This is a genomic window from Spirosoma sp. (assembly GCF_048594605.1).
GTDB lineage: Bacteria > Bacteroidota > Bacteroidia > Cytophagales > Spirosomataceae > Spirosoma.
Map to the genome: position 1 here is coordinate 14,656 of NZ_JBMDWV010000364.1, position 23,340 is coordinate 37,995.

Consider the following 23,340-nt stretch of genomic DNA (forward strand, 5'->3'; position numbering starts at 1 on the left):
CGGGAATTAGTTCACGATTCGATTCAGCGTATAGCTCAGATTTTCATCGCCTACGCGCATCCGTCGTTGCTGGTCGAGAATAAACAGTACGTTGTCGTCACCTTTCAGAATATACACTGATACGTCGGGTGTGTCGGAGTCGAGTTGATAGACAATGGCTTCCGGGTCGGATGGCGTCCCTTTTACAAACGACCATTTCCCTTCGCGCGCTGCCTGCCGATTCAACGTGCCAAGCAGATGATACGTAGTGGGCTGGTGCGTAACGGAGTCCTGAAAAAGTGTTAGTGCCCATTTCACTTTCCAGCATTCTGGACTAACGGTAAGTTTCCAGTCTTTAGCTAGTTCGGCGCAGGGAAAACGACCGGCAAACACACCCAGCACTGATGGTCCACTGGCAATTGGCTTGCGCGACGTTGTTTTCGATGGGACGTTCGTTTGACGGGCATCCTGCGCGTAAAGACTCACTACGGAAGTGAGCAACAGAAAAAATACAACGTTTCTCATTTTCTGTTGAGGGTATAGCTCCAGCCAGCATGACCAATCATTAGTTTTCCCTGTGAGTCTAACAGGTGGATCAGATTGTCGTCCAGTCTGGCGAATGTGATACTGGTTTCAGGCGTCGTTGCGTTCAGGCGATACGTCTCTTTATTGCTGGCATCTTTTCGGATGGACCAGTTGCCTTCTTTAGTCTGGCTGGTTCCGTTATTGCGAAATCCGGTTGTGTTGGGCTGCGTTAGGCCATACGTATAGCTGAGTCTGAACGTAGTAGGGGCCTGATTGCGTGGATCGCGACGTAGCGCCAGATTCCATTTGATGAATTCACAATCAGCATTGATTGGAATCGAAAGCATGTTTCTCGGAATCATATCACAGGGTGTACTTCCTACAAATGTTACCGGGTCGGGCGAAACGCGGCTGGCCTGAATAAAACAAGTTGCCAGCAACAGGAACGTACTGATTTTGAGGGTTTTCATCAGCTGTTAGTTTTTGTTTTTAGGCAATATCTAAATCATATCAATCAGCGAATTGAATAGACAACGCGGCTCGATACGTATCGCTGCGCTCTTCGGTCTGAAGGCTGTAGCGTCCGGGGTACAGTAACTCCAGTCGTTTTCGCAAATTGGTTAGTCCAATGCCTCCTTTCGGAGCTTCTGTTGCGCTGGCGGGTTTATTGTTTTCGACGGTCATTTCGATCGCTGTCGAGTTTAGAGTCAGCGTACCGTGCAGCCACGAATTTTCCGATTGCCTGCCGACGCCATGTTTAAATGCATTCTCAACCAGGGGCAGCAGCAATAGCGGAGCAATTTCCTGACCGTTGGGCTTCCCATTGATTTTTAAAGCAATATCCGACTGGTCACCGCAGCGTATTTTTTCCAGTTCAATGTAATTCTGTAAATAACCGATTTCTTTTTCGAGTGGCACTTTGGCGTCGTCGCTGTCGTAAAGCATATACTCCATCATTTCCGATAGTTTCAGCACCATATCGGGAGCGAGATCTGACTTTTTGAGCGTCAAGGCATAGAGGTTATTCAGGATATTGAACAGAAAATGCGGGTTCACCTGTGAACGTAGAAAGTTGACCTCCGCCTGTAACTTTTCGACGGCAATTTTCTGAAGAGTGCGTTGCTGCTCGTACCAGTCGATGCTCAATTTCAGCGGCACCATCAGACCGAGATACCACAGCGTACTGAAAAAATTGTACGACAGCGTTTCTACCCAATCGCGGTTTCGCGTGGGAGCAATGATAAAGCCATAAATGACAAAGTCGTAAACTGTCTGAACGAATAAATAACCCAGAATAGAAAGAATCACTAAGCTAAAATACCGCCAATAGCGACCAGTAAGCAGATAACGTGGCAGAAAATAGTGGATGTTCAGGTAGGCAATGGCAATCAGCAACACCACCCGGATGATTACACAGGCTGCAAAATATGGTAGACCGGCCTTATAGAGCAGGTAGCGTTTTTCGTAAAGGAAAAATCCGGTAATAAGCACCCAATATGCTGTGTGAACGAGGGCATATTTAACCGTAGTTGTACGGTTTGTTAAGGGTATTTTTAGTCGGCGATCCAGAAAATCCATGGTGTTTTCTGATTTGTAATTCGATGTAAATGAACACAAAAGAAAAACACCCTGAAAATTATATAGAGCAACACCCAAAAAAGTAGATGAACGAAAACAACGCTTGCTATTCGTCTACTTTTCAGGATGTTGGTCTACTATTTTTTGCGATGAAATTTGTCCGTAGTTGCTTTGTCCAGGATTTCCGAAAACACCATCAAACCTATTCATGATGAAAACCCAACAAGTCAAACTGCTGGTTGCTACGTTGTTTGTTACGTTAATAAGCTTCGGGCAGGATAAAAAAGTTGGCGGCCCCTGCGAAGGCTGTGAGGCTATTCACGAAAGTCCGGTTCCATTCAACAAACTGGAAGCCGTCGTCAAACTCCCCGACGCTACGTGGGACGGCAAGAAGCCACTGGGAATAAATGGCGTCGTTTATAAAGCCGATGGAAAAACGCCCGCCCCAAACGTAATCATCTACGTGTATCACACCGACCAGACCGGGCACTATACGACAAAAGCGGACGCTAAAGGCTGGGAGAAACGACACGGTTCCATTCGCGGCTGGATGCGTACAAACGAAAAAGGCGAGTACAAATTCGTTACGTTACGTCCGGCACCGTACCCCGGTCATTCGGACCCGGCGCATATTCATGTAACAATTAAAGAACCTGGCCTGCCGGAGTATTACATCGACGAATACGTGTTTGACGATGACCCATTACTGACGCCAGAGAAACAGCAGAAACTTGATAATCGGGGCGGTAGCGGTATTCTGAAGCTTAAAGATGTTGGTAATATGTACAAAACGGAACGACATATCTACCTCGGCAAAAATATTCCCAACTACCCTACAAGCCAGTAGATTGCTGCTACGTATTGACAATCGGCTGACCGAATCGTAGCGTATTGCCGCTAGGGTCTGTTACGTAAAATTCCCGCATGCCCCACGTCTGATCGACAGGGTCATGATGTACAGGAGAATTCTCCCGTCCTGATGCATCCAGTCCTCGTGCAACGTAGTAGCGAAACAACGTATCGACATCGAGAACCCGCACATTCGCTACGTTGCCAAATAACGTATCGCTTTCCAGCGTAGTGAGCTGAAGTTCAGCCACGCCATTGACCAGGTTCACTACCCAATCGCTGGCCGATGCGTGCGGATATTTAAGTGTAAAGTCGAGAATCGTCGTATAGAACGTAATGGCTTCGGGCATATTTCGACACTTGAACAACGGGATTAGTTTCATAAGCACAGACGTTCATTACGTTAATAATCGACGTTATTTTTGTTGACAAATTTTGCTGGTGAAAACTATTCAAGAACTAAGATGAAGCAGTTGTGATCTATTAATCCTGGGTAAAACCAAGGCAGATTTGTTATTCTGACGACAGTAGGAATCTCAACTTTACTACTGTCGTCAGAATAATAAAAAATACTCAATTGTGAGAAAAATATAAACAGTTTCTATTGTTGATTCTCATTATAACTCATCATCCATTGTATGCCAAACTTATCGACTAACATTCCAAAATAGTCGCCCCAAAACGTGTCGTTCATCGGCATGGTGACCTGGCCATTTACAGACAGACTATTGAAAATTCTATCCGCTTCTTCTTTCGTTTCGGCAGTAATCGAGACTGAAAAATTGTCGCCCTTTACAAAAGAATTTCCGTACGCTTCGAGGTTGTCACTTCCCATCAGAATGGATTCGCCGATGGGTAACGATACGTGCATTATTTTGTTTTTGTCCTTTTCAGGGACTTTATAGTCGTCGCTCTCAGGCACTTCCTCATATCGACCTACGTAATTAAATTCTCCATCGAATACGGATTTATAAAAATTAAATGCCTCTTCGCAATTTCCGTCAAAATGTAAATACGTGTTTGTAGTAGCCATATATGTTCATAGTTAAGTTGAAAATTCGAAAAACTGACGTCAAAATGAAGATGTATAAGTGCTTGCTTATCAAGAGACTGTAGCTGGTTTTGTGCGAATAAAAAGCATAGCGATTGCGGTTGTAGCAACGCCCATTATCAGCGAACCGATTGCCCCCTGAATTGCATAATTTCTGTAGTTGAAATTTGCTTCAGCTTCAGCGGTTGTTTTGTAATAGCCGATTTCAACCGATCGCTTAATCACATTCGGGAAATAGTCGGGCGTAATCAGGTATGACGTAATCCATTGCGTTATTGGGCTAAGCAGTGCAATCAATACAGATAAAATAATACCTGAAATCAGACCTTGTTTGTAGGTCATTTTGCCACCGAAGAAATTGTTCTTTTTATCCTTTAGCGCCAAAGCGATAAACCAGATGGCAGGAATGGCAAACAGATTAGTCAGGTATAAATGATAGTCGATATATTTCCCGTGGAGACCGCTAATTTTTTCCAGAATCATCCAGAGCAAAACCATAATTGAAAAGAGGATTGCCCATTTAATTTCGATTTTATAGTTCTCAACCATTTTGTTTAGATTTAGGAGGATTTTACGAAGTGATGATGGCGACTCATTAAATGAGAAACTGCTTTACTGCTAACGATGGTAAATGCTCGATTACAGGTTTAGCTCAGCAGCGCCCGCAGTTCGTTATCTTCCTTGTCCAGAAAGTCGATGGGGGGAGTTCCTTCTTTATTGGGTGTGTTTTTATCGGCACCGGCAGCTAATAACAGTTGTACGCAGGCGATCTGATTTCGGCTGTTCTCCGGTCCACCCTGTTTACTACCATGCACCGCCCACAGGAGTGGCGTACCTTCGAACGTAGTACATCGTCTGTGGATGTCGGCACCCGCTTCGATGAGCCGCTTCACCAGTTTATCCTGCCCTGTCCACGCAGCCCAGTGCAGAGCCGTCCCACCATAACAGCCGGGATGATTGATCGTGGCCCCTCTGTTTGCGTATAAAATGCCTACGTTTTCGGCGTATAAACTGGCAGCTGCCAATAGGGGCGTATCCTGATTTTTGACCAGTTCATACCCATCGACGTTAGCCCCGTGTTCCAGCAGCAGTGTTGCCAACTCGACGGCCTCGTCGTCTGAGTAAATTTTGCTGAATACATCGTCGCAAATGCGGTGAAGCGGATGTGCTTTTGCAGTGTTGTGGTCATCGTAGGGAAGGCCTTCGTTCGCAAGTGCAGGATTCTGCTCAAGAGCCTGTCTGATGCCCTCAATGTCTTGACTGGCAATAAGTTTACGTAGCGACATAGTTATGAGTTGTTTACCGTTTGCAGGGATGTTCTGCAATAGTATGACCCACAAAACGTAACCTTTTTACGTTTTGTCTTTTGCAACTTTTTTTCTACGCGTCTCGCCAATTTTTGAACGTAGTAGTCAGCCAGTCAGTGGATTCTATTCTTATGGGGTGATACTTGCTGAAAAATTTTTGAAATTTTTCAGCAGTCGGTAAACAATTCCGAATTAGCCAGGTTATACATACATTAAGTCGCTGATAGACGGGGATGCTGTGAAAGGCACCTGATTTTCGATAATAACCGTTCTACGAAGCGATCTAAAAAAGCCAGGTGACTTCGCGTCGTCTGGCTTTATTTATTGAAGCTGTCCAAGGTTTTATTTTGGCTGGTAATTCTGTTAAAAATGAATGTATAATTGTCGTCCCGACGCGGGAGAGATTTTATAGCCTGATCAGCTCCAATGTATTATCCGTTGCTTAAACCAAGAATTGACAGTATTTATTTCCAGATGGATTTGGCTGTGTAGAGTTCAAGGTTTTTGACGTCGATACGATTGCCCCAGAACTGAAGTCCTTCTTTGCTTGTCGATACGGGTTTCCGTTCAAGCGAATACGAGTAAGCACCCCCGTCGATAAACACCTCAATCGAAGTCCGATCTACATAGATATCGGCTGTAATTTCCATACTGGTCATGTCTTCGGGCGAGTAAAAAACGCCGTTAACCAGGTTGCTATTCATGTCATAATCCAGTATTCGCTGACCGGAAAGGGAAAGTCCTGCACTGGTAGCGTGCGATAATTTAAGAGTTGTTTTCAGCCGGAACCGATCCAGAGAAGGCACGGATTTTAACTTTTCGTTGGCTTCGGTACTAGATAGCGACGACCATTGCCCGATCCGATCGAAGAGTTGCTTGGATTCGGCCACGGGCGTACTGGTCAGGCGCAAACCGTTTTTGGTGTTACGTAGCTGAAGTTCGGTTGGAAGCAGCATCATGTTGTTAAACGGCATTCCGGGTTGTGCAATACGTCCCCACCCAATCTGAATACGTCGTGGATCGCTTTCAGGCATATTGGCGAAGGTTTGAGCCGCATAAATACTGCCCGTTGTATAATAATGCTTGCCAGATTCGGGAGTGAAGGTTTTGCCGTCGAACGCGCCCGTCATATACGTAGCAGAAGCCCCGTAGATGACCCATTTGGTACGGTTCTTATCGCCATCAATGGGCAACTCGAATAAGTCGGGGCATTCCCAGAAACCCGTCAAATGGCTTTGATACGTCCATTCTTTCAGATTCTTAGACGTGTAGATCGAATGACCATCCCGTTCGTTCAGAACCATCACCCAATGTTGGGAAGGTTTGTACCAGAATACGCGGGGATCGCGCGTGTCTTTGCTGTTCCACTTCGCTTTTGAGTCGATCAGCGGATTCTTAGCATATTTTGTCCAGGTACGGCCTTTATCCAGGCTATACGCCATGCACTGAACCTGTTTTTCGGGACTGTCGACGGTAAAAAAAGCGACCATAGCAGGTACATTTCCCCGGTTAAAGTCAGCCGTGTTGTCATAATCAATGATGGTAGATCCGGAAAACATGGTGCCCATACTATCGGGAGAAAGAGCCGTGGGCAACTCCTCCCAATGAATCATATCCTTACTGACGGCATGCCCCCACGACATGTTTTCCCATTCGCGTTCGTACGGATTATGCTGATAAAACAGATGGTATTCGCCTTCGTAGAAGATCATGCCATTCGGGTCATTGATCCAGCCCCGACGGGTAGAAAAGTGGTATTGTGGCCTATTTTTCTCGCTATAGATTGAATCCTGCCCAGCAATGTTATCTGCCTGATAGATTTTACTTAAGCCAGCTACATTGCCGTCATAGCTGATTGTGATGCTCTTGCCCTGAAGGGCTTTCATGTCGCAAAACACCCAGTAATCGGGTTTATCTGCCGCTAGCCGAATCTTGAACGAACGTTCGGGTTTGTCCTGTAACCTGAACGTCATGGTTCCTCTGTTTTGAGCTTGTGCTACAGGCAGGTTCAGATAGCGCTTCGTAATCTGTATGGAAACAGGTTGCGCCTGGAGTGACCAACTGCCAACTGCTATCAACGTAACGAGGGCTATACACGTAGTAAGTAATTTCATCTGATGCAGGTATATAAATCGGAAGAACACGTAACGCTATTTATACTTTCCCTGCATACTTTACTTCTTCAGGATGCCTTTTTCAACACTATCATTGATTAGCTGTTCAGCGTAGCGCCAGATTTGGTCAGAACCCTGTGCGATCACTTGTTTTTTTGCGTACACCTTTTCATAATTCACGCCGAACTCATTCCAGGTACCGCCATTATTCGACGTATTCTGGAGCAGAGGTTCCAAGCGATCCATGGCTCGGGCAAACTTTGCTTCGTTGGTTTGTCCTTCTTCAAACTCTTCCCAAATGGCGGTCAACTCACTGGCTTGATGATCAGGTAATAACCCAAAGATTCGTTTAGCCGCTTTTCTTTCTTCTTCCGTATTGGTGTGGCTTTTCTGGGTGTCATAAATGAAAGTGTCACCGGCATCTATCTCGACAATATCATGGATCAGAAGCATCTTAATAACCCTGAGTAAATCAACCGGAAAATTGGCATGCTCGGCTAAAACCACTGCCATCAAGGCCAAATGCCAGCTATGTTCTGCATCATTCTCGTTTCGATCACTATTCAATAGCTTCGTCTTGCGAAGAATGTATTTGAGCTTATCCACTTCCTTGATGAACTCAATCTGCCTGAAAAGATTTGTAGATTTCATCTGTCTGTATTTTTATGATGAGGCAAAATTGAGGGGTGTGGATGTAAACGCAATTGCCAATTGGCAAGAAAGACGTTAGAGAATGTTTTTTCGTATCCGACTCAATGAGGATGGAGTGATGCCCAGATAAGAAGCCAGCATATTGAGCGGGACACGATTGGCCAGTCCTGGGTAATGATCAAGAAAATTCAGGTATCTTTTTTGGGCGTCCTGCACCAGCATATTGCTGGTAAACTTCAGCTTATTCTCCAGCACGTAGGCCGTGATTTTAACGAATATATCGTGCCATTCGGGAATGAGTGCAGAAAGCTGAGTAAAGTCGTCTTTGGAGAAGGTCAGAATCTGACAATCTGTGATGGCTTCAATGTACTCAGCTGATGGAATTTCATCGCGAAAACTGTTCATATCGACAATGAATCTATTTTCGTAAATAAAGTACCGGGTGAAACTGTCGCCTAGTTTGTCGTAGTAACAAACTCTGAAAATTCCGTCCGTTACGTATCCTATCTGAGTGGAAATTTTTCCTGCTTCTGCAAAGTAAGCTCCTTTAGCAATGGTCCTGCGTTTGGCCTTAGCCGCAATCAGTTCCTGTTGTCGAGAGTCAAGGTACCCAAACTGTCGCAAGTAGGTGAAAAGTTCGTCCATTAATCAAAGCTAAGAATGTACACCGCCTGACACAAAACTATAGCAGCAGGGACCATTCCGATGTCTTTTTAAAAACGACATCGCCTTATGTTTTTAATGTCTTTGGAGCCAAATGAATACAACCGGTCGGCGCTGGTAGCTCATTCGCTACGTAGCGATTTAATCGGATTCATCAACGCGGCTTTAATGCTTTGAAAACTGACTGTGAGTAACGCAATGCCAACAGCAAGCACGCCCGCCAAAGCAAACATCCACCAACTTAAGTTAATGTGATAGGCATATTCCTGCAACCATTGGCCGGTAGCCCACCAGGCAATCGGAAAAGCAAGGCAATTGGCAATCAAGACCAGCTTTAAAAAGTCCATCGAAAGCAAAAATGTCAGATTCATTACACTGGCTCCCAATACTTTCCGAACGCCAATTTCTTTGATACGTTGTTCGGCCGAATACGTGGCCAACCCAAAAAGGCCCAGGCAGGCGATGAAAACAGTAGCCAGCGCAACCCAGATTAACAGGGTTTGTCGACGTTCATCTTCGAGATAAAACAAGGCCAGTTGTTCATCGAGAAAATGGTACTCAAAGGGCTCATCTTTATCGGCCCTGACCAAAGGTGCTTTTAACTGTTCCAGCGTAGCGGGTATGTTCCTGGCGTCAATGCGGGCCGTGTAATAATCAACGGGTTGGATCGGGTTGTAGCTATAAGCGAGCACCAGAGGTTCTATTTTAGTACGTAATGACTGAAAATGGAAATCCTTGACAATGCCAACCACCCGGGCTGTAAACGGGCTATTTTTTTCATTAAGCGGCTGAAAACCACCACCCCACGACGCAGCAGGTATTTCAACCAGCTGGTCAGACGGTTCGGTAATGTTGAGCAGTTTGGCCGCCGTTTCGTTCAGCAATACGGCCGTTGAATCCGTCAGGTTGTTAAAATTCCGCCCTTTTACCAGGTCTACTTCGAATGTTTTCAAAAAGTCTTTATCAGCACCGAAAAAGTAAGCGACTTTCTGATCATCGCCATTACCCTGATTGTTGATTTTAACTGTCCGATACGTTTTCCATTCGCCTGGCACGCGGGAGGTAACCGAAATAGTTTTCACGGTAGGAATTTTACTCATTTCGGCTTTGATAGTCTCGGAACCGCTTCTTGCCTTACCCGTATTGACATCAATAACCACGAGTAAATCTTTATTGAACCCTAAATCGGTTGTGCTCATAAATTGAACTTGCCGATACAGTACGATGGTGCCGATAATGAGAACGGTAGCGATGGCAAACTGAAAAACCACCAGGCCTTTTCGTAAACTCAGGCTGCCTCCGGGATTAATTCTCATGCCTTTCAGCAAGGAAACGGGCTTAAATCCCGATAGTAGAAAAGCCGGATAGCTACCGGATAATAACCCAATCAATACGGTGGCGGCTCCGACTCCGACCCAGATCCGGTAGTTAGTGCTAAAGCTCAGCGAAAGCTGTTTCCCAGTGAACTGGTTGAAGAAGGGCAACAGAATATTGACAAAAATCACCCCCAGAACAAAAGCAAGGCTGGTCACTAAAAGCGCTTCGAACAGGAACTGATAAACCAGATTACTACGTACTGCACCGATTGACTTACGGACGCCAATTTCTTTGGTGCGATTAGACGCTCGTGCGGTCGCTAAATTCATGTAATTGATGCCCGCAATGCTTAGTACAAAAATGGCTATGAAGGAAAAAATAGTAATGTAGACTGGGTTTCCCTGCGGAATGGCCTCTACATTGGCGTTACGAGCACCATCAATGATACCTTCAGAATGCAGATGCATGTCGTTCAAGGGCTGAAGACTGTAGCTGAACGTTGTGCCCGTTTCGGGTTTGGTATGGCTATGAACAATCTGATTTATCTTGGCTGCAACTGATTCCGGGTCGGCATTCGGCTTTACCAATGTGTAGACGCTGAAATTGGCTGATGTCCAGTCAGTTGACACTGCCTGCTGATAGTAATCTGTATTCCGGAGAGAAGCTTCAGAAACGATTGAATTAAAATTGAAACTTGAATTGCCGGGATGATTTTTCAGGACGGCTGTAATCTTCAGAGGAGAATTTTCCATGTGGCTGAATTCCAGCGTTCTCCCCAAAACAGCCGTCTGCCCAAAGAGCCGCATCGCCAGATCTTCGGTAATGATGATAGAATTCGGCTCCTGCAAGGCAATCTGCTTATCGCCGGATAGCAAAGGGAAATCGAAAATCTGTAAAAAGTTTTCGTCGGCAACGGTAACCGTTTCCTGGAAATTTACCGGGTTTTCAGGATTAATAAGATTGGCTCGTCCCGCGCGTTGAAGTCGGGTAATGTTTTCTACTTCCGGAATCATTTTCTTTGATTCCTCGGCCAGCTTGTAGCTGGCGGCAGCAACGGTGGTCTCTTCTCCTTTTTCGCTTTTGTGCTCAATGACTCGGTATATCCGGCCAGCGTTTCTGTGCTGTTGATCAAATGTGAGTTCGTCAAAAATATACAGCCAAATCAATAAAAAACAGGTGAGTCCAAAGGCTAAACCTGCTACGTTCAGCGTAGTATAAAGCTTATTTCGCAATAAGGTACGGATGGCGATGTTGAAATAATTCCGGATCATAACAGGGCTAAGGGTTGAAGAGGTTGGGTCATTATTATATTCCCGTTTTCGTCGGCGCACAAAAGGCGGCAGTACTGACACTACGTTGAGCAGATACCGCAGTGTAGCCTGCGTTTTACCGCTACGTTTTAACCAGTACGTATAGAGTTCGTCGAGGTCGCCTTCCACCTCTTCCAGTGTATCGGTGGGGTGGAGTTTGGTGAGTAGCCAGTGAGCAAAGCGCGGTGGATTCATGGGTGTGGGGCAGAGGGATAAGGGCATGAGACAGGGAAAAACGAGTTGGGGTGCGGTAGGCGTTTTGCCCTATGCCCTTTGCCATTCATATACCACCAAGTCGAAGCGTATTAGGTGGCATCAGTTGCCAGAGCTCCTGACGAAGCTGCTGAATTTCCTGAAGTGACCGATTTCCCAGGGCTGTAATCCGAAACAGTCGCTTGCGTCGGCCACCGCGTTCGGCGGTGGCACCACCCAGTTCAGATCGCACAAACCCTTTCTCCTCCAGGCGGATCAGCGTGTTATGAACCGTACCGAACGTAACAATTCGGCCCGTGTGCTCTTCCAGCGCCTGACTGATCGTAACGCCGTAGCCTTCTCCATCCAGAATGGCAACCATCATTAAAACCACTTCTTCAAACTCGCCTAAATACGTTCGTCGCATGAGATCGACTGATTAGTTTACATTTTATCGTACAAATCTGCGGCCAGATACATAATAAGGCTCAGGTGCTCAGTAAAGGGCATCTTTCTACGATACGAGAGAGTGTTCCTGTCCGTAAATGGACATCTCCTGTCCGGTGAGGGACAATTTTTCGCACCCAATAATGCGTTTCCTTCTGCCGATAATGTATCAGACGTTCGTCATTCGAGCTTCCGCTTAATTCATTTTTAATCTTTTGCAGAAAAGTGTGCAACGTTTCTCCGCAACTGGCGTCATTAATGCACCACATAAATCAAAATATCTACCCAACACACGCTGGCGCTAACCAGCCAATCCTATGAAATCTTTACTACTTGTTATACTGGCGTTCGCGTCGAGTACCGGCCTTTTGTTGGCTCAAAACGCCAAAATTTCTGGTCTGCTGCTCGATTCGACCGCGAACAAACCTGTCGAATTTGCAACGGTGGCGCTTCTCAAAGAAGGCAAACCGATCCACGGCGTAACGGCGGATGCCAAAGGAAGCTTTACCTTTCAAAAAGTCGATGCTGGTCATTATGCCATTCAGGTTTCGTTTGTGGGCTACACCACAAAAACAATAGACAAAGTGAACGTAGTGGCGGGGCAGGATGTAGAAGTTGGCGTGATCAGGCTGGCGCAAACGGTTCAGAAACTAGCCGAAGTGACCGTAACGGAACAGAAGGCGCTGTTCGAAGAAAAGGCTGACCGGATGGTGTACAATGCCGAAAAAGACATTAGTATCAAAGGCGGTGACGCTACGGACGTACTGAAGAAAATCCCGTCGATAGCCGTTGACCTTGAAGGGAATGTACAGTTACGGGGTAGCGCAAACATTAAAGTGCTCATCAACAACAAACCGTCCAGCATAGTGGCACGTAGCATTTCCGATGCGTTGAAGCAAATTCCGGCCGACATCATCAAGCAGGTCGAAGTCATTACGTCGCCGTCGGCAAAATACGATGCAGAAGGTACGGCAGGGATCATCAATATCATTACCAAGAAAAACACGTTGCAGGGCACCAACGGCTCCATCAGCCCTAATTTCGGTCAGTGGAATAACTGGCAGAATGCTACGTTGAACCACCGAATGAAAAGCATCAGCCTGTCTGCGAATGCCGGTTATAACGACTGGAGAAACAAGCGATATATGCAACAGCTACGTTCGTTCATGACGGGCGATACCATTACGAATCAGAATCAGACGCAGTGGGTACTGGGCAATGGGCAAAATTTTTACGGCACCTTCACTGCTGATTGGGACATTGATTCGCTGAATCGGCTTGGTGCAGGACTGAACTATTACAATGGAGACAATACCAACGGCTTTGATATCAACTTTGAAGAAAGTCGTCGGGGTATTGTCGGGCAATATTTTCGTCGGGACATGAGCCGCACCTACGACTGGTCAGGCGCTACGGTTAATCTGGATTATACGCGCCTATTCAAAAAGCCTAAAAAAGAGCTCACGCTTCTGATGCTGTATTCGTTCGAGGGCGAAGACAGCGATTACTGGTCTAATCTGCTGAATCGAAACAACTCGATTTATTATCGCGAAAAGAGCTTCAACATCAGTAATAACAAAGAAGGCACGGTTCAACTGGATTTCACGAATCCACTGGATAGCGCGAGCACGCTCGAACTGGGCACCAAAACGATCTTTCGGCAAATCCTGAGCGATTATCGTATAGCCAGCGCCGTTGATGGATCGACCGACTTTGTTGACAATCCGGCGCTGGCCAACGTATTTGATTATGCCCAGCAGGTTGCCGCGGCTTACGTTGTGTATAACCGCACGTCAAAGAAAAAGTGGGGCATAAACCTGGGCGCCCGGTATGAGCATACATTTATCCAGGCTAATTTTCTGAACGGTACGTCGTCTTTCAACAATACGTACGGAAACCTGATTCCGAGTATCAGTTTGTCGCGGAGTTTGCCAAAAGAACAGAAGATACGGCTGAATTATTCGCAACGGATTCAGCGTCCGCAGTTTTACTACCTGAATCCTTACGTCAATCAGGCCGATTCCAAGAATCAGTATGGCGGCAACCCTTATCTGGCCCCCGAGCTAACTCATTCTGTTGAAGCCAATTATAGCGTGTCGATCAAGCAAACGAGTATCAACGCGTCCTTCTTTCTGCGTCAGACGAACAACGCTATCGAAGGTGTCAATACGGTCGATAATGAGGGTGTGCTGAGACAAATTTTTCAGAACGTAGCGCAAAATTCGGCGTATGGCCTGAACCTGAGCGCGAACACTAAAATCATCAAGCAATGGTCGATAAACGGTTCGCTCAATGTGTTTTATAACATACTGGAAAGCAAGGAGCTAAAGGCACGTAACGCCGACTGGATGTACCGGATTAACCTCAACTCAACCATCGATTTTGGCAAAGGCTACAAAGCGCAGCTTTTCGGTTTTTACAACTCGGCCCGGGTTGGTTTGCAGGGTACATATGTTGGTTTTGGTTACTACAACGTAGTGATGCAAAAGGAAATCCTCAACAAAAAAGCGACCATCGGCTTTGGCTACGACATCCCGTTCAACGAAACCATCAACTGGCGTAATGACTTTGTTGGACCCAATTTCGTGCAGACGCAGGACGTAGCGCTGTATCGTCGGGGCTGGCGCCTGAACCTTAAATACGAATTCGGGAAAATGAACAGCAACCAACGCCAGAAAAAGCGGATCAGTAACGACGATAAGAAAGCTGGCGAGGGGAATAATTAATGGCGTAGGGCAAAGGGGTTTGGGCAGAGGGTAAAAAAGCCCCATGCCCAAACCCCTTTGCCCTATGCTATTTATTCACTACGTAGTGATTTTACCGGATTGACCAGCGCGGCTTTAATACTCTGAAAACTGATTGTTAGCAGCGCGATGCCGATGGCCAGCAGTCCGGATAGGGCAAAAATCCACCATTCTATATCAATTTTGTAGGCATAATCCTGCAACCAGCGGTTCATAGCAAACCAGGCAACGGGTGAGGAGATAACGATAGCGACGAACACTAGCTTAAGGAAATCCTGCGAAAGCAACGTAACGACGCTGGTTACCGATGCGCCCAGCACCTTACGAACGCCGATCTCTTTGGTACGTTGCTCGGCCATAAAAGCTGCCAGCCCGAACAAGCCCAGACAGGAAATGAAAATGGCCAGAAACGCGAAGTAATTAGCTAGCGTCCCTACAATCGTTTCGCTACGGTATAATTGCTGAAAGGCTTCATCCGCGAATCGGTAGCGAAATGGGAACTTCGGATTCATCTGCCGCGTCAGCGTTTCCATGCTTGCCAGTGCCTGTTTGGCCTGGCCCGGCTGGATACGAACGATAATACTTTTTCCTTTGCCTAGTTTGGCAATGAACGGTTCGATGGGCGTGTGCATGGAGCTTTGATGGTAATCGGAAATGACACCAACAATCGTTCCGGGTTTACCCCACATGGTTAATGGCTTACCGATGGGATCGCGGTAGCCGATACGTCGGGCAGCGGTTTCGTTAATGAGGAAATTGGCAGAATCGGCCCCAAACGCTTTCGAGAAATCGCGTCCGGTCACCTTTACTTTCAACGTCTTTGTAAAATCGTAGTCAACCGTTGAGAACTGAAACCAGATGCTCGCCATCGGATCTTTACCCGGCCACTGCACATTGCCCGTACTACCGAATCCATTAGTAGGGGTTCCATCCATTTTGGTTACGGACTGAATACCAGGCATACGCAGCAACTCCTGCTTGAAGAGATCATACTTCTCGATCAGTTCGCCTTCGGAAGACAGATACACCATGCCATCCCGATCGAAACCCAGGTTTTTGGTCTGAATAAAATCGATTTGTCGATAAACGATAATCGTGCCGATAATCAGCAGCATCGACAAGGCAAACTGAAAAACCACCAGCCCCTGCCGGAAAAGACGAGCCCCCGAACCAAACCGAACACTCCCTTTCAGAACCCGAATCGGATTGAGCGACGACAGGAAAAGTGCCGGATAACTGCCCGCAATCAGGCCCGTAGTGAGCGTCATTCCGAGTAGTATTCCCCAGAACGTAGCGTCGGTAAAGCGGAACGTAATCTGTTTGTCGGTCAGGCTATTAAACGTCGGTAACAACAACCACACAACCCCAACGGCTATCAACAGTGCTAGCGCCGTCAGCACCAGCGCTTCACCGATAAACTGACCAATCAGCCAGCTACGTCCAGCCCCAACCACTTTTCGAACGCCCACTTCGCGGGCTCGTTTGACGGAACGGGCCGTAGCCAGATTCATAAAGTTGATGCAGGCAATCAGCAGAATAAACACCGCCACGATGCCAAACAGCCGGACATATTCAATACGTCCGCCGTCCTGATATCCATTCTTGAAATTAGAATACAGGTACGCATCCTGGTATGGTTGCAGGAAAAGCTGAACGTCCAGCCCGTGCTTTGCCATGCCTGGATTTTTGATTTTCAGAAACGACTTCATCTTGGCTTCCAGACGACCGGGGTTGGCCATTACGCCGTTGCGGTCGGTCTGAAGCATAATGCGGGTTTCGGCGGCATTTGTGCCCCATTCCTTGAGCCATTCGTTACGTCTCAGTATATCCGGCCAACTGAGCAGATAATCGTAAGTTTCTGAGCTGTTCTGCGGTATATTTTCAAAAACTGCACTGACCTGATAAACGTCTTTACCATCAATCTGGATGCTTTGCCCCATAGCGGCCTCCGGGCTGCCAAAATAATTTTCGGCCAGTTTTTGGGAAATGGCAATATTCGTTGGCGCACTCAGCGCCGTTTCGGCAGTACCCGCCAGCAAGGGAAAGCTAAACATCTTAAACCAGTCGGCTCCGGCGGATCTTCCTTTCTCTTTGTTTAATTTATCGCCTACCAAAAATGTTCGTTCCTCTTCCCACGAAAGGTTGGCCGCGTAGACAATCTCGGGAAATTCTTTTTTCAGTTCATCGGCCAGTAAGGCAGGAGTTCCGGAACCGGCATCGACCTTGCCGTCGTAAAACTGACGCTCCATTACGTTGTAAAGCTGTGGTCCGTTGGCATGATAGGCATCTACCCTGAATTCATCCTGAATCCAAAGGCCGATGAGCAGACTGCAGGCCATTCCCAGCGCAAGTCCGAGAATATTAATTGTTGAAAAGGATTTGTTGTGCGCGATGTTGCGCCAGGCAATTTTAAAATAGTTACGTAACATGTCTGGATTGAGTAAGAATGTGGTCCGGCATTCCGGAGAGGGATATTCCGAGTTGTAGCGGTTGCCGCTACGTCGAAGCGGCTTGAGAAAGTACGGGCGGAGGTAATGCAAAACGGCCCAGCCATACTCCCGACGCGCTTTGGACAGGCCAACTTCATCAATACGCTTATAAAAAACTTCATGTAAATCTCCCTGCACATCTTCCAGCAGACGGGGACTCAGACAAGTTTCCAGGAGCCAGTCGGCCCAGCGGGGAGGATCAGGAGTTCGAGGAGTGGTTTTCATACGTAGTACTGTTTAAAAACCCATCAGTTGAAATTTGCCCGGCGGAATAGCCTGCCAAAGACGACTACGTACTTCCTGAATGTCGTTCAACGCCCGGACGCCCAAAGCCGTCAGCGTAAAAAATCGTTTGCGACGGCCACCTCGTTCGGCAGTAGCGCCCCCCATCGTTGACGTTAGAAATCCTTTCTCTTCGAGCCGGTATAACGTAGCGTGAACAGCGCTCATCGTAATCGAACGTCCGGTTTGCTGCTGAACGTCTTCCCAGATTGTAACGCCATACGCTTCGGCTGGACAGGCCGCTACAACCAACAAAACAATTTCCTCAAACTCGCCTAAAAAGGACCTGCGCATAGTATTTAATCGCTAGGAATGATTAGTTGTAATTATGCAAAACAAATCTCCTGCCAAAACTATAAAACAGCTTTAGCCATGATTAGAAGCTTTTTCGGCAATTACTACTTGTCCGAAATCGTACAGTATCTGTCCACTACTGAACAGGATTTGTACTACGTCAGATAGGGTGATGGTAACGTAGCGGTGATGACCTGAAGCGGTTCTGGGGACATCTGTATAGTAAAGCTAAGCACAGCGCAAGCGTCGGCGGATAAGCCTGTTACGTTAAAAGAATCAGTTTAAGCATTGTTTCTATCAACTGATGACAAGTATCCTTTCGCAACGGCCAAGGGTAAACCAACTTTGTTGCATTCATCGTTAACACCCCTTTCCGCTTTTTATCAACACCATGAAATCAATTAAAAACGTATTCGCTCTAACGCTCATCGGTGCCAGCTTCTGGTTAATGGCGGCTAATCCCGGCGACGTAACGACTGAGTTAGGCATCGAAATGCCCAAGATTCGGCAGGATGTTCTGCTCAATTTGAAAGAAGAAAAATGGTTTTTCTTCAGCGCTACCCATTCAATGCGACAGGTGGCGCACCGCATTCCGGAAGGTTCTCGCGCTACTACGGTACGTGCTTTAGGCAAGGCCGTCCGGGCTTACGTCGAATCGTCGGTTTTTAAAAACGAATGGCTCCAGGACCTGCGCGCTACGTATCCATATGATGAAGCTTATACGGAAGAAGGTATAGCTAAAAAGAAGCAGGAGAATGAAGCACAAAAAGACGTAATGAAAGGCCAGATGAGCACCCAGCTAGCCGCGATGGATCAGGGTTTTGCTCATATGGACCCCGCCATGTTAAAAATGGCGGCTCAGTCGCAGATAGGCCAGCAGGAGCAGGAACTTGCTTCGCTCGAAGGCAGCGAGCGAACGATACAGGCGCAGCGCGTGGCAAGTCTTAAAAAAATGCTGGCACTCCCTGCGGTAGAGTTTAAGAAGCAGTATCTGGCCTGGCTAAAACAGCAAATGCAGGCAACCGTGAATCAATCCACTACGCCTGAGCTGGACAGGGAGCGATTGGCCGAGGAACATAGGAAAAAGGCGGAATTCGACGCACACGCTGATTTTAAACCACTGCTGAAAAAACGGCTGGAGGATTTTATTGCGCTGAGCGAGTCCGTTGATTTCGAGGCCCGGCTAGTGCCTATGGGACGTAAACAGGCTTTTGCCAATCCGGTCTATGAGCGTAAACCCGCCGAGTGGAAATTCCTTTACCGACTTGGCAAAGAGCCCGTTGCCGAAGCGCAGGTATTTGCCAGACAATGGCTTGCTGATTTATCTAAACAAAAGAATTAGAAGTAGTAAGGCCAGAATAAGGGCTATTTCATTAGCTTATTTTAGGTAACAACCAGGCTTCGTTTTAGTTATCAGGGTAACTGAAGCTGCCTGCCAAACTGTAGCTACAGTTTGGCAGGCAGCTATTGCTTTTAGCTAATAGACTTATGGCAAATACACTGGCGCAATTTTACAACAGACTGTTCGCCGATTCGATACCTATGAAAACGAAAACTGCCAGCCCTAAAAAGCAGGCCGACCAGCAAGGTTTTTTTGCTAACGCCTGGGTAGTCTTAAAAGACGCTTTTAACGCCTTTATCGACGACCGATGCCTGAAGTTAAGTGCAGCTCTGGCGTATTATACGATTTTCTCGTTGGCTCCATTGCTGGTTCTGATTATCTCATTGGCCAGCATTTTCTTTGGAGAAGAAGCCATTCGCGGGCAGATATTTGGCCAAATCAATGGGTTGGTAGGCAACGAAGGCGCTAAGCAGGTTCAGGATATGATCAAAAGTGTAGGTTTATCAGGAAAAACCAATACGGCATTGATTGTAGGTATTGTGACCCTGCTTGTCGGTGCCACCAGTATTTTCGTCGAAATTCAGGATTCAGTAAATATGATATGGCGGGTTAAACCCAAACCCAAGCGTGGTTGGCTCAAATTGCTTAAAGACCGGTTATTATCGTCCTCACTAATTATTAGTCTGGGTTTCCTGCTACTGGTGTCCTTAATTGTGAATGGTGTCATATTGGCGCTGAGTGATCAACTAACCCGTTTTTTGCCAGGCCTTGGCGTTTATGTAATTAGCGCTATTAATTTTTTGGTCAGTACAGCAGTCATTACGGTTCTATTCGCTGTCATTTTCAAGGTACTGCCCGATGCTAAAATCAGTTGGAAGGATGTACGCTGGGGGGCTATTTTTACGGCCCTTCTTTTTATGCTTGGTCGTTATCTGATTGGCCTGTATATCGAAACAACCAGCACCAGTTCAACCTACGGGGCTGCTGGTTCGCTGATCGTTATTCTGACCTGGATTTATTATACAGCTGCAATTCTGTATTTCGGGGCTGAATTTACACTGGCCTATGCTAACCATTTTGGCGTTAAAATCGAGCCAGCGGATTATGCCGTATACGTCGAGCAAACCGAACGCGAGCGTGACGTATCAGCGATACCGATCGCGAAAAAAGTGGAAGAAGCGAAGAAATAACGTAGCGTCGTAGAGGCCAGCACGATGGATCAAGGCATTACGAAAGAAATAGCCGGCACTGTAGTTGTATTAATATTGGGAAACACCCGGACACCTACATTAGGATCGGTATAGCTGTTGCTCTGAACGGAATCGCCATACAAGCGGATATAAATTGTTTGACCACTCTTAAAACTTGCTGTTAAAAGATCCTCTTTCGTAAATCCGCCGGTTGTGTTGTTATTCAGTACTGACAAAATCGGTGATGCATACATATACTTCGTGTTCGAAACGTCGGCAGTGGTGCTTAAAAAATACCGGACGTATGCTCGGTTTGTGGCTGTCGGTGTTGGAGCAACGGAATACAACACACTCACACCCGGACTGCCGTTGTACGTGCTGCCCGATACTGTAAGCGACGTAACAGACGTCGTAGCGAGCTTACCTAGTTGTATGGCCGGTAACGTAGTACCGTTGGCATTGCTGCTGTGCGATACGCCATAAAGTTTGTACGTACCATAGCCAGCTTTCGTAAACGTAAAATCATGAAGATCGTAGGGTAGACTGGCGAACGAATACTTACCACTGGCGTCAGTAACAGCACTGGTACTGGCCAGATTATCGACTGTGACTACTACGTTGCTATTGTCAGTCAGCGTGTTTGTTTTATCGTCCCAAAGCTGAACCGTTCCTGATAGAACGCCACCCGCCGGAGCAGGATTTTCATTGGAATTTTGACTGCAGGATACTAAGAATGACAGCCCAATCAGACAAGTGATTGCGACGATTTTATACATGGTTAAATCTAAATTCTTCAATCAAGTGAGCCGTTAAGCAAAATCAGCCAAGCTATTTGTATTGGCCGACCCCGTTGTATACCAAACCAATCAACAGTCATTCTGTACGGCTGCTAAATTAGTAAGAATTCAACCTTGGCTATGTTAAGTTACTAAACGGTAGGCTTAACGATGTGTGTATCGGAAACTGTGCTTTTTTGTTTACTATTGATTAGCGCCTGTTCGTTATGCCAGAGGAAATCAGTGGTCGATGTGATTAAGATAAAAAAGGTATCGCAGGGTTCGGGAGGGAAGGTTCCCTACCCGACGGCTTAGCGATTCATTAAGCCATCGGGTAGGGAGTGAATGGTGTGGTGAAGCAATGGGTAGGTGGTGTGGATAGAAATGAACGATGCAATAATAGCTGAGTATCATAGGGGTTTCAATTAGCATTGGTATCAAACCGCACAAAAGCTACATCAACCGTATAAACTGGTGAATGATCCGTAGTAAGGGCTGATTAACCATTCACTACGTAGCAGGGTGAATCGCTTGGCTGATTTTCTTTCGTGTACTACGTTTGTACAGCACTTCCTTAGTCAGACAGCTATGAATATTGCCGTTATCGGTGCTACAGGACTAATCGGGAAACCTGTTACGCAACAACTGATTAAAGCTGGTTTTACAGTTACAATTCTTGCTCGCCATCCCGAACAGATTGGTACGTTATTTCCCTCGGCCAGGGTTATTGAGGCCGATCTGCAAAAGCCAGATACCATTCTGGCTGGTTTGCAGAATCAGCAGATGCTTTACCTTAATTTATCCGTCCGCCAGAATGAAAAAATAACCGATTTCCATACAGAAACGGATGGCATGAAAACAATACTTGCTGCGGCAAAAGAAGCCGGTATTCAGCGGATTGGCTATCTGTCTTCGCTGGTGATGCGTTACCAGAATATGGATGGTTTTCATTGGTGGGTATTCGACATCAAAGAGGAAGCGGTACGTCTGCTCAAAGCATCCGGTATTTCGGTATCCATCTTTTATCCCTCTACATTCATGGAAAGCTTTCTGATGCAGATACAAGGTCCTCTTCTGGCATTGGGAGGCTCATCGTCCATTAAATTATGGTTCATTGCCGGACAGGATTATGGGCAGCAGGTTGTCCGTGATTTTCGGCTTCCGGGCAATGAGAGCCGCGATTACGTTATTCAGGGACCGGAAGCGCATACCTACGACGAAGCTGCGCATCTATTCATAAAAAACTATACTAAAAAGAAGCTGTACACACTTAAAGCGCCTGTTGGCATACTGCAATTTCTGGGGAGGTTTAATCGGAAGATGAACTACGGAGGGCATATTCTCGAAGCGATGAACAACTATCCTGAGCGCTTCGAAGCGGAACGAACCTGGACCGTATTAGGCAAACCAACTACGACCTTGAGCGAATTTGCCCGACAGCAGTAGAGCCTTACCGATTGTAGACCATCAGGCGGTCTTCGCTTATGCTACGTTCTCCCGATTCGCGAACACCATTCCCGACGGACGTTTTATTAGTTGACGAATAGCTCAGCCAGCCAAACCAGAGTGAATTTGTCAACAAATGGTTATGGGCTTTACGGCGTGCCTTGCTCATTTATTACAATGACTAATCTGGCGGAGAAATGACTACTCACTATCCAAGTTACGTAGTAATTAGTTTTATATGAATATATACTAAATCCAAGAATAAATTTATTTAAATCATTAGATCGTTTAATAAATTGTCTTAAGAATAATATTATTCTTGAAAAACGCATTCTAGTGTCTAATTCATTACTATCCTTACTCCTGCTCAGCGCGCTTTGCTCGCCGATTCAAATACAGAACTATTCACCCGCAAAACCTGACCAGTCGCTCGTTACCAATGCGGATGAACCCCCTCAGTTTCCCGGAGGAATGGATAAGCTCGCCGATTATCTGAAAAAAAACCTTCAGTACCCCAAAGCAGCCCGCAAGGCTAAACTGGAGGGACGCATAGTGGTCAACTTTGTTGTAACCAGCGAAGGCCGTATCGAGGACGTAAAACTTTATAATAGTCTTGGATTAGGGACAGACGAAGAAGCGATACGTCTGGTCGAAAATATGCCCATCTGGATACCGGCTAAACAAGGTGGTAAAGCGGTTAACGCCCGTTACAACCTACCGATTGACTTTAGTTTAAAGTAGTGCTGAACCAGGGTTCATATCTGAGTTTTCAGAAGGACCCGTTAGCTGCAAAT

At 46.4% G+C, this 23,340-nt stretch carries 22 protein-coding genes; 6 read left to right on the top strand and 16 right to left on the bottom strand.

What is annotated here, in order from left to right; translation table 11 throughout:
- Nucleotides 1-6 precede the first annotated feature (6 nt).
- From ACOJS8_RS22555 to ACOJS8_RS22565, 3 genes are read right to left on the bottom strand one after another with little or no spacing between them, the layout of a single operon-like run.
- A complete protein-coding gene (locus tag ACOJS8_RS22555) occupies nucleotides 7-504 on the bottom strand; it encodes a hypothetical protein (protein WP_420150817.1) in 498 nt (165 codons plus the stop codon).
- Entirely contained in the window at nucleotides 501-974 is a 474-nt protein-coding gene (locus ACOJS8_RS22560; RefSeq protein WP_420150818.1) for a hypothetical protein, read from the bottom strand. Before ACOJS8_RS22560 ends, ACOJS8_RS22555 begins: the two co-directional genes overlap by 4 nt.
- 40 nt (nucleotides 975-1,014) lie before the next feature.
- Nucleotides 1,015-2,082 (bottom strand): sensor histidine kinase, encoded by a 1,068-nt coding sequence (locus ACOJS8_RS22565; protein ID WP_420150819.1) that lies wholly within the window; start codon nucleotides 2,080-2,082, stop codon nucleotides 1,015-1,017.
- Nucleotides 2,083-2,293: 211 nt separating this feature from the next.
- Between ACOJS8_RS22565 and ACOJS8_RS22570 the strand changes: the two genes are divergently transcribed.
- A complete protein-coding gene (locus ACOJS8_RS22570) occupies nucleotides 2,294-2,929 on the top strand; it encodes an intradiol ring-cleavage dioxygenase (protein WP_420150820.1) in 636 nt (211 codons plus the stop codon).
- A gap of 7 nt (nucleotides 2,930-2,936) precedes the next feature.
- On the opposite strand, the gene ACOJS8_RS22575 is transcribed toward ACOJS8_RS22570, so the two are convergent.
- The 9 genes from ACOJS8_RS22575 to ACOJS8_RS22615 all read right to left on the bottom strand — a co-directional run bounded on the left by ACOJS8_RS22575 (nucleotide 2,937) and on the right by ACOJS8_RS22615 (nucleotide 11,963).
- Nucleotides 2,937-3,314 (bottom strand): bleomycin resistance protein, encoded by a 378-nt coding sequence (locus ACOJS8_RS22575; RefSeq protein ID WP_420150821.1) that lies wholly within the window; start codon nucleotides 3,312-3,314, stop codon nucleotides 2,937-2,939.
- 218 nt (nucleotides 3,315-3,532) lie between these two features.
- A complete protein-coding gene (locus ACOJS8_RS22580; protein ID WP_420150822.1) occupies nucleotides 3,533-3,964 on the bottom strand; it encodes a VOC family protein in 432 nt (143 codons plus the stop codon).
- Nucleotides 3,965-4,033: 69 nt separating this feature from the next.
- Nucleotides 4,034-4,531 carry a DUF4199 domain-containing protein gene (locus ACOJS8_RS22585; RefSeq protein ID WP_420150823.1) on the bottom strand — a complete coding sequence of 166 codons (498 nt, stop codon included), beginning with the start codon at nucleotides 4,529-4,531 and terminating at the stop codon, nucleotides 4,034-4,036.
- Nucleotides 4,532-4,629: 98 nt separating this feature from the next.
- Nucleotides 4,630-5,268, bottom strand: coding sequence for an ankyrin repeat domain-containing protein (locus ACOJS8_RS22590; RefSeq protein WP_420150824.1), 639 nt, complete (start codon nucleotides 5,266-5,268; stop codon nucleotides 4,630-4,632).
- A gap of 485 nt (nucleotides 5,269-5,753) precedes the next feature.
- Nucleotides 5,754-7,403 carry a DUF4980 domain-containing protein gene (locus tag ACOJS8_RS22595; RefSeq protein WP_420150825.1) on the bottom strand — a complete coding sequence of 550 codons (1,650 nt, stop codon included), beginning with the start codon at nucleotides 7,401-7,403 and terminating at the stop codon, nucleotides 5,754-5,756.
- Nucleotides 7,404-7,463: 60 nt separating this feature from the next.
- Complete coding sequence (locus ACOJS8_RS22600) at nucleotides 7,464-8,054, bottom strand: HD domain-containing protein (protein ID WP_420150826.1); 591 nt, start codon at nucleotides 8,052-8,054, stop codon at nucleotides 7,464-7,466.
- A 75-nt stretch (nucleotides 8,055-8,129) separates the two neighbouring features.
- On the bottom strand, nucleotides 8,130-8,699 hold the full coding sequence (locus ACOJS8_RS22605; RefSeq protein WP_420150827.1) for a Crp/Fnr family transcriptional regulator: 570 nt from the start codon (nucleotides 8,697-8,699) through the stop codon (nucleotides 8,130-8,132).
- A gap of 140 nt (nucleotides 8,700-8,839) precedes the next feature.
- The gene (locus ACOJS8_RS22610) at nucleotides 8,840-11,566 is read right to left on the bottom strand and encodes an ABC transporter permease (protein ID WP_420150828.1); all 2,727 of its coding nucleotides are present in this window, start codon (nucleotides 11,564-11,566) and stop codon (nucleotides 8,840-8,842) included.
- Between the two features lie 58 nt (nucleotides 11,567-11,624).
- Nucleotides 11,625-11,963: a PadR family transcriptional regulator gene (locus ACOJS8_RS22615; RefSeq protein ID WP_420150829.1), complete on the bottom strand. Its 339-nt coding sequence runs from the start codon at nucleotides 11,961-11,963 to the stop codon at nucleotides 11,625-11,627.
- Between the two features lie 337 nt (nucleotides 11,964-12,300).
- Here ACOJS8_RS22615 and ACOJS8_RS22620 point away from each other — a divergent pair, with 337 nt between their 5' ends.
- The gene (locus tag ACOJS8_RS22620) at nucleotides 12,301-14,709 is read left to right on the top strand and encodes a TonB-dependent receptor domain-containing protein (RefSeq protein ID WP_420150830.1); all 2,409 of its coding nucleotides are present in this window, start codon (nucleotides 12,301-12,303) and stop codon (nucleotides 14,707-14,709) included.
- A 71-nt stretch (nucleotides 14,710-14,780) separates the two neighbouring features.
- Here ACOJS8_RS22620 and ACOJS8_RS22625 read toward each other — a convergent pair whose 3' ends face one another.
- Nucleotides 14,781-17,441: an ABC transporter permease gene (locus ACOJS8_RS22625; protein WP_420150831.1), complete on the bottom strand. Its 2,661-nt coding sequence runs from the start codon at nucleotides 17,439-17,441 to the stop codon at nucleotides 14,781-14,783.
- Nucleotides 17,442-17,453: 12 nt separating this feature from the next.
- Complete coding sequence (locus ACOJS8_RS22630; protein WP_420150832.1) at nucleotides 17,454-17,792, bottom strand: PadR family transcriptional regulator; 339 nt, start codon at nucleotides 17,790-17,792, stop codon at nucleotides 17,454-17,456.
- 391 nt (nucleotides 17,793-18,183) lie between these two features.
- Between ACOJS8_RS22630 and ACOJS8_RS22635 the strand changes: the two genes are divergently transcribed.
- A complete protein-coding gene (locus ACOJS8_RS22635; RefSeq protein WP_420150833.1) occupies nucleotides 18,184-19,134 on the top strand; it encodes a hypothetical protein in 951 nt (316 codons plus the stop codon).
- A 200-nt stretch (nucleotides 19,135-19,334) separates the two neighbouring features.
- On the top strand, nucleotides 19,335-20,324 hold the full coding sequence (locus ACOJS8_RS22640; protein WP_420150834.1) for a YihY/virulence factor BrkB family protein: 990 nt from the start codon (nucleotides 19,335-19,337) through the stop codon (nucleotides 20,322-20,324).
- A 29-nt stretch (nucleotides 20,325-20,353) separates the two neighbouring features.
- Here ACOJS8_RS22640 and ACOJS8_RS22645 read toward each other — a convergent pair whose 3' ends face one another.
- Entirely contained in the window at nucleotides 20,354-21,100 is a 747-nt protein-coding gene (locus tag ACOJS8_RS22645; RefSeq protein WP_420150835.1) for a carboxypeptidase-like regulatory domain-containing protein, read from the bottom strand.
- A 588-nt stretch (nucleotides 21,101-21,688) separates the two neighbouring features.
- Between ACOJS8_RS22645 and ACOJS8_RS22650 the strand changes: the two genes are divergently transcribed.
- Nucleotides 21,689-22,546 carry an SDR family oxidoreductase gene (locus ACOJS8_RS22650; RefSeq protein ID WP_420150836.1) on the top strand — a complete coding sequence of 286 codons (858 nt, stop codon included), beginning with the start codon at nucleotides 21,689-21,691 and terminating at the stop codon, nucleotides 22,544-22,546.
- Nucleotides 22,547-22,550: 4 nt separating this feature from the next.
- Here the strand turns inward: ACOJS8_RS22650 and ACOJS8_RS22655 are convergent, their stop codons facing one another.
- Nucleotides 22,551-22,715 carry a hypothetical protein gene (locus ACOJS8_RS22655; RefSeq protein WP_420150837.1) on the bottom strand — a complete coding sequence of 55 codons (165 nt, stop codon included), beginning with the start codon at nucleotides 22,713-22,715 and terminating at the stop codon, nucleotides 22,551-22,553.
- Between the two features lie 167 nt (nucleotides 22,716-22,882).
- On the opposite strand from ACOJS8_RS22655, the gene ACOJS8_RS22660 reads away from it, so the two are divergent.
- Nucleotides 22,883-23,287 (top strand): energy transducer TonB, encoded by a 405-nt coding sequence (locus ACOJS8_RS22660; protein WP_420150838.1) that lies wholly within the window; start codon nucleotides 22,883-22,885, stop codon nucleotides 23,285-23,287.
- Nucleotides 23,288-23,340: the final 53 nt, after the last annotated feature.

Coding starts and splice junctions, on each gene's coding strand:
- ACOJS8_RS22605 (WP_420150827.1), bottom strand. CDS start 8,699: ATGGACGAACTTTTCACCTACTTGCGACAGTTTGGGTACCTTGACTCT.
- ACOJS8_RS22655 (WP_420150837.1), bottom strand. CDS start 22,715: ATGAGCAAGGCACGCCGTAAAGCCCATAACCATTTGTTGACAAATTCA.
- ACOJS8_RS22585 (WP_420150823.1), bottom strand. CDS start 4,531: ATGGTTGAGAACTATAAAATCGAAATTAAATGGGCAATCCTCTTTTCA.
- ACOJS8_RS22615 (WP_420150829.1), bottom strand. CDS start 11,963: ATGCGACGAACGTATTTAGGCGAGTTTGAAGAAGTGGTTTTAATGATG.
- ACOJS8_RS22630 (WP_420150832.1), bottom strand. CDS start 17,792: ATGCGCAGGTCCTTTTTAGGCGAGTTTGAGGAAATTGTTTTGTTGGTT.
- ACOJS8_RS22555 (WP_420150817.1), bottom strand. CDS start 504: ATGAGAAACGTTGTATTTTTTCTGTTGCTCACTTCCGTAGTGAGTCTT.
- ACOJS8_RS22595 (WP_420150825.1), bottom strand. CDS start 7,403: ATGAAATTACTTACTACGTGTATAGCCCTCGTTACGTTGATAGCAGTT.
- ACOJS8_RS22620 (WP_420150830.1), top strand. CDS start 12,301: ATGAAATCTTTACTACTTGTTATACTGGCGTTCGCGTCGAGTACCGGC.
- ACOJS8_RS22565 (WP_420150819.1), bottom strand. CDS start 2,082: ATGGATTTTCTGGATCGCCGACTAAAAATACCCTTAACAAACCGTACA.
- ACOJS8_RS22575 (WP_420150821.1), bottom strand. CDS start 3,314: ATGAAACTAATCCCGTTGTTCAAGTGTCGAAATATGCCCGAAGCCATT.
- ACOJS8_RS22640 (WP_420150834.1), top strand. CDS start 19,335: ATGAAAACGAAAACTGCCAGCCCTAAAAAGCAGGCCGACCAGCAAGGT.
- ACOJS8_RS22570 (WP_420150820.1), top strand. CDS start 2,294: ATGAAAACCCAACAAGTCAAACTGCTGGTTGCTACGTTGTTTGTTACG.
- ACOJS8_RS22560 (WP_420150818.1), bottom strand. CDS start 974: ATGAAAACCCTCAAAATCAGTACGTTCCTGTTGCTGGCAACTTGTTTT.
- ACOJS8_RS22600 (WP_420150826.1), bottom strand. CDS start 8,054: ATGAAATCTACAAATCTTTTCAGGCAGATTGAGTTCATCAAGGAAGTG.
- ACOJS8_RS22580 (WP_420150822.1), bottom strand. CDS start 3,964: ATGGCTACTACAAACACGTATTTACATTTTGACGGAAATTGCGAAGAG.
- ACOJS8_RS22645 (WP_420150835.1), bottom strand. CDS start 21,100: ATGTATAAAATCGTCGCAATCACTTGTCTGATTGGGCTGTCATTCTTA.
- ACOJS8_RS22590 (WP_420150824.1), bottom strand. CDS start 5,268: ATGTCGCTACGTAAACTTATTGCCAGTCAAGACATTGAGGGCATCAGA.
- ACOJS8_RS22625 (WP_420150831.1), bottom strand. CDS start 17,441: ATGAAAACCACTCCTCGAACTCCTGATCCTCCCCGCTGGGCCGACTGG.
- ACOJS8_RS22650 (WP_420150836.1), top strand. CDS start 21,689: ATGAATATTGCCGTTATCGGTGCTACAGGACTAATCGGGAAACCTGTT.
- ACOJS8_RS22635 (WP_420150833.1), top strand. CDS start 18,184: ATGAAATCAATTAAAAACGTATTCGCTCTAACGCTCATCGGTGCCAGC.
- ACOJS8_RS22610 (WP_420150828.1), bottom strand. CDS start 11,566: ATGCCCTTATCCCTCTGCCCCACACCCATGAATCCACCGCGCTTTGCT.